Here is a 5,107-nt window from a genome sequence, read left to right as displayed (position 1 = left end):
TGATCCCCCCGCCCGGACCGAACCGGCCCCGCCGTACGGCCCGGCCGACACCGAGCGCTGGGTCCCGGAGCCCGACAAGCGCCCCGGCCGGACCGCCTTCCAGCGCGACAGGGCCCGCGTCCTGCACTCCGCCGCGCTGCGCCGCCTCGCCGGCAAGACCCAGGTCGTCACCCCGGGCAGCCGCTCGTACGACTGGGACGCCAGCCCCCGCACCCGCCTGACGCACTCGCTGGAGTGCGCCCAGGTGGGCCGCGAGCTCGGCGCGGCGCTCGGCTGCGACCCGGACCTCGTCGAGGCGGCCTGCCTCTCCCACGACATGGGCCACCCCCCGTTCGGGCACAACGGCGAGGAGGCCCTCAACGAGTTCGCCGCGGACTGCGGCGGCTTCGAGGGCAACGCCCAGTCGCTGCGCCTGCTGACCCGGCTGGAGCCCAAGCGGTTCACCGCCGACCCGGAGACCGGCGCCCCCGTCAGCGTCGGGCTCAACCTCACCCGGGCCAGCCTGGACGCGGCGACCAAGTACCCGTGGCCGCGCGGCGGCCACCCCGCCGACCCGGACTCGGTGAAGTTCGGGGCGTACGAGGACGACCTGCCCGTCTTCGAGTGGCTTCGGCGCGGCGCCCCCGCCGACCGCAAGTGCTTCGAGGCGCAGGTCATGGACTGGTCGGACGACGTCGCCTACTCCGTCCACGACTTCGAGGACGGCCTGCACGCCGGGCACGTCGACCCCAACCTCCTCTTCGCCGAGCCCGAGCGCTCGGCGATCGCCAGCGTCGCCATCGGTCGTTACGTGCCCGCCGGCACGGACCCGCAGGAGCTGCTGGAGGCTCTGGACCGGCTGATGGAGCAGGAGTGGTGGCCGCACGGTTACGACGGCTCGGCCGTCGCCCAGGCCCGCCTGAAGGACGCGACGAGCCAGCTGATCGGCCGGTTCTGCCTGGCCGCCGAGGGCGCGACGAGGAAGGCGTACGGCTCCGGCCGGCTGACCCGGTACGCGGCCGAGCTGGTCGTCCCCCGTGAGGCCCGCAACGAGTGCGCGGTCCTCAAGTCGGTCGCCGACCTGTACGTGATGCAGCGCGCCGAGCAGGAGCGGCTGCGGGCCGAGCAGCGCATCGTCCTGGCCGAACTCGCGGAGTCGCTGCTGGCCCGCGCGCCCGACGGGCTCGATCCGCAGTTCCGGGCGATCTTCGACGCAGCCCCGGACGACCGGGGGCGCAAACGCGCGGTCATCGACCAGATCGCCTCCCTGACCGATGCCTCCGCGCGCTCCCTGCACGCCAGGCTCACCCTGCGCACGCGCCGCACCGCGGGGTGATCCGATCGGGCCACTCCCCCTTCACGCGGCCCGCTCGGTGCGGGACCCTCGCAGGTGCTCGCAAGTGGCGCTGAGGTTATGAGGAGGCATCAGGTGGTCGACGCACACAGGACGTTCGTCATCGTCGGCGCGGGACTGGCCGGGGCCAAGGCGGCGGAGGCGCTGCGGTCCGAGGGGTTCAGGGGGCGGGTGATCCTGATCGGTGACGAGCGCGACCACCCGTACGAGCGGCCGCCGCTCTCCAAGGGCTACCTCCAGGGCAAGGAGGAGCGCGACAGCGTCTTCGTCCACGAGCCGTCCTGGTACGCGCGCGCCGACATCGAGCTGCACCTCGGCCAGCCCGCCGTGCACCTGGACCGGGCCGCCCGCAAGGTGGTCCTCGGCGACGGCACGGCCGTGCACTACGACAAGCTGCTGCTGGCCACGGGCGCCGAGCCGCGCCGCCTCGACGTCCCCGGCACGGGCCTGGCCGGCGTGCACCACCTGCGCCGGCTGTCCCACGCCGAGCGGCTGCGCGGCGTCCTGGCGACCCTGGGCAGGGACAACGGGCACCTCCTGATCGCGGGCGCCGGCTGGATCGGCCTGGAGGTCGCGGCGGCGGCCCGCGGGTACGGGGCGGAGGTGACCGTGGTGGAGCCGCTGGCGACACCGCTGCACGCGGTGCTCGGCCCGGAGATCGGCCGGCTCTTCGGCGACCTGCACGCCGAGAACGGCGTCCGCTTCCACTTCGGGGCGCGGCTGACCGAGATCGTCGGCCAGGACGGGATGGTGCTGGCCGTCCGGACCGACGACGGCGAGGAGCACCCGGCGCACGCGGTGCTCGCCGCGATCGGGGCCGCGCCGCGCACCGCCCTGGCCGAGGCCGCCGGGCTGGCGCTGGTGGACCGGGAGCACGGCGGCGGCATCGCCGTGGACGCCTCGCTGCGCACCTCCGACCCCGACATCCACGCCGTCGGCGACGTGGCGGCCGCCCACCACCCCCTGCTGGGGACGCGGCTGCGGGTGGAGCACTGGGCGAACGCCCTCAACGGCGGCCCGGCCGCCGCGCGGGCGATGCTGGGACAGGAGGTCTCGTACGACAGGGTGCCGTACTTCTTCTCGGACCAGTACGACGTCGGCATGGAGTACTCGGGATACGCCCCGGTGGGCGGCTACGACCAGGTCCTGATCCGCGGCGACGCGGCCCGGCGCGAGTTCATCGCCTTCTGGCTGTCGCAGGGCCGGGTGCTCGCCGGGATGAACGTCAACGTGTGGGACGTCGCCGGCCACATCCAGGCCCTCATCAGGTCGAAGGCGGTCGTCGACCGCGAGGCCCTGGCGGACCCGTCCGTCCCGCTGGCCTCCCTGGTTCCGGGCGAGGGCGCCTGAGGGATTCGCGGCTCCCCGCCGTAGACTTCACGGGTGGCAGGACGGATCAACGACGACGACGTGAAGGCGGTACGGGACGCGGTCCCGATCGACGCCGTGGTCTCCGACTACCTCCAACTGCGCAACGCGGGCGGCGGCAACCTCAAGGGCCTGTGCCCCTTCCACGACGAGAAGTCCCCGTCCTTCCAGGTCAGCCCGAGCAAGGGGCTCTACCACTGCTTCGGCTGCCAGGCGGGCGGGGACACCCTCGACTTCGTCATGAAGATCGACCACCTGTCGTTCTCGGAGGCGGTCGAGCGGCTGGCGGCCCAGGCCGGCATCACCCTGCGCTACGAGGAGGGCGGCTACACCGCGGGCACCAGCGGCCGCGGCGAGCGGATCCGGCTGGTCGAGGCCCACAAGGCCGCGGCGCAGTTCTACATCGACCAGCTGGGCGGCCCGGAAGCGGAGATCGCCCGCCGCTTCCTGGCCGAGCGCGGCTTCGACCAGGCCGCGGCCGAGCACTTCAGCGTGGGCTACAGCCCGGCCGGCTGGGACCACCTGACGCGCTTCCTGCGCGGCCGCGGCTTCACCGACCGCGAGCTGATCACCTCGGGCCTCGCCCAGGACAGCCGCAGCGGCAAGCCCATCGACCGCTTCCGCGGCCGCCTGATGTGGCCGATCCGCGACATCAGCGGCGAGGTCGTCGGCTTCGGCGCGCGCAAGCTCCGCGACGACGACAACGGCCCGAAGTACCTGAACACGCCGGAGACGCCGATCTACCGGAAGTCCCAGGTCCTGTACGGCATCGACCTGGCCAAGAAGGAGATCGCGAAGACCTCGCGGGCCGTCGTCGTCGAGGGCTACACCGACGTGATGGCCTGCCATCTGGCGGGCGTGACGACCGCCATCGCGACCTGCGGCACGGCGTTCGGCGGCGACCACGTCAAGATCCTGCGCCGGCTTCTGATGGACAACGCCACCGCCGAGGTGATCTTCACCTTCGACGGCGACGCGGCCGGTCAGAAGGCCGCGCTGCGCGCCTTCGAGGACGACCAGAAGTTCGCCGCGGAGACGTCGATCGCGATCACGCCCGGCGGCATGGACCCCTGCGACCTGCGCCTCGCGCAGGGCGACGCGGCGGTGGCGTCGCTGGTGGAGTCGCGGACGCCGCTGTTCGAGTTCGCGCTGCGGCACATCGTCTCCCGGCACAACCTGGAGAACCCGGCCGGCCGGGCGGCCGCCCTCGACGAGGCGGCACCGGTCGTCGCCAACATCAAGAACATCGCCATCCAGCACGAGTCGGCGGTGCAGCTGGCGGGCATGCTCGGCATCCGCGACGAGCAGTTCGTGGTGAAGCGGGTCGCGCAGCTCGCCCGCTGGGCCCGCGAGCGCGGCAGCCGGCCGAACGGCGGCGGCCCCGGTCCGAAGCCGACCGCGCCCGGGCGCCCGTACGAGGCCGCACCCGCGCCGGCGGCTCCCGCCGGCGGACCCGCGCTGAACCTGCGCAGCCCCGCGCACCGAACCGAGCGCGAGCTGCTCAAGCTGGCGCTGCAGCGCCCGGAGCTGGTCTCGCCCGCGTTCGACGCGTACGGGGTGGACGAGTTCACCGCCCCGCCGTACGCGGCGGTCCGGCAGGCCGTCCAGGACGCGGGCGGCGCCGGTGTCGGCGGGGACGGCTACCTGGCCCGGGTCCGGGAGGCCGCGCCGAACGACACGGTCCGCGCCCTCGTCACCGAACTCGCCGTGGAGGCCATCCACTCCAAGACGGTGGACGAGGTGTACGCCGGCGTCCAGCTGGTCCAGGTCCGGCTGCGCGCGGTCGACCGCCGGGTCCACGAGATCACGGGCACCATGGTCCGCATGGGCCCGCACGCGCCGCCGGAGCAGCTGGCGGCCGTGCAGGAGGAGCTGTGGGTGCTCCAGCAGTACGCGCAGCGCCTGCGCAACCGCGGTGCCGAAGCCCTGTGAAGCCCGCTGTCAGCGGCTGAGCCAGTCCCCGCCCGGTATCGGGGTGCCCGACTCCCGCAGGCGCCGGGCCAGCGGCGGGGCCGCCAGGTACACCCAGGCCGGGGTGCGGGTGCCGTCGGGGCGGAGCGCGTCGCAGCGGACCCGGTCGTAGAGGTTCCGCGGCAGTCCGGGGCCGTGGTACTCCTCCAGCCGGTCCAATTCGGCCAGCAGGACCCCGTACGCGCCCGGCGCCGCCGTGATCAGCGCCCCGACGACGTGGGCCGCGCCGGCCCCGGGGTGCCGGACGGCGTACGGGTAGCCCGGGCCGTCGTACAGCTCGGCGCCGGGCAGCCGGGCCGGCTCTTCGGCCGCGGTGCGGCCGCGCAGGAACGCCGCGTGGTTGGCCTCGCCGGGGCGCAGGGTCCCGTACACGAAGAACGGCAGCTCGGCGGGGGTGGCCGGCAGGCGGACCGCGTGCGGGTCCTCGGGCCGGGC

4 protein-coding genes are annotated in these 5,107 nt (G+C 74.3%); 3 read left to right on the top strand and 1 reads right to left on the bottom strand.

The features are described from left to right. The 3 genes from EF903_RS28480 to dnaG form a co-directional block, all read left to right on the top strand. On the top strand, positions 1 to 1,315 hold a 1,315-nt coding region (locus tag EF903_RS28480; RefSeq protein ID WP_125547890.1), incomplete at its 5' end, for a deoxyguanosinetriphosphate triphosphohydrolase. Positions 1,316 to 1,408: 93 nt separating this feature from the next. Then, positions 1,409 to 2,683, top strand: a complete 1,275-nt coding sequence (locus EF903_RS28475) for an NAD(P)/FAD-dependent oxidoreductase (RefSeq protein ID WP_125547889.1) — start codon at positions 1,409 to 1,411, stop codon at positions 2,681 to 2,683. 33 nt (positions 2,684 to 2,716) lie between these two features. Further along, positions 2,717 to 4,633: a DNA primase gene (gene dnaG / locus EF903_RS28470; protein ID WP_125547888.1), complete on the top strand. Its 1,917-nt coding sequence runs from the start codon at positions 2,717 to 2,719 to the stop codon at positions 4,631 to 4,633. Positions 4,634 to 4,642: 9 nt separating this feature from the next. Here the strand turns inward: dnaG and EF903_RS28465 are convergent, their stop codons facing one another. After that, entirely contained in the window at positions 4,643 to 5,077 is a 435-nt protein-coding gene (locus tag EF903_RS28465; protein ID WP_125547891.1) for a gamma-glutamylcyclotransferase family protein, read from the bottom strand. Positions 5,078 to 5,107: the final 30 nt, after the last annotated feature.

It is taken from the genome of Streptomyces sp. WAC05292 (assembly GCF_003949955.1).
GTDB classification, from domain to species: Bacteria; Actinomycetota; Actinomycetes; order Streptomycetales; family Streptomycetaceae; genus Streptomyces; species Streptomyces globosus.
This window is presented reverse-complemented; position numbering and strand designations above follow the sequence as displayed.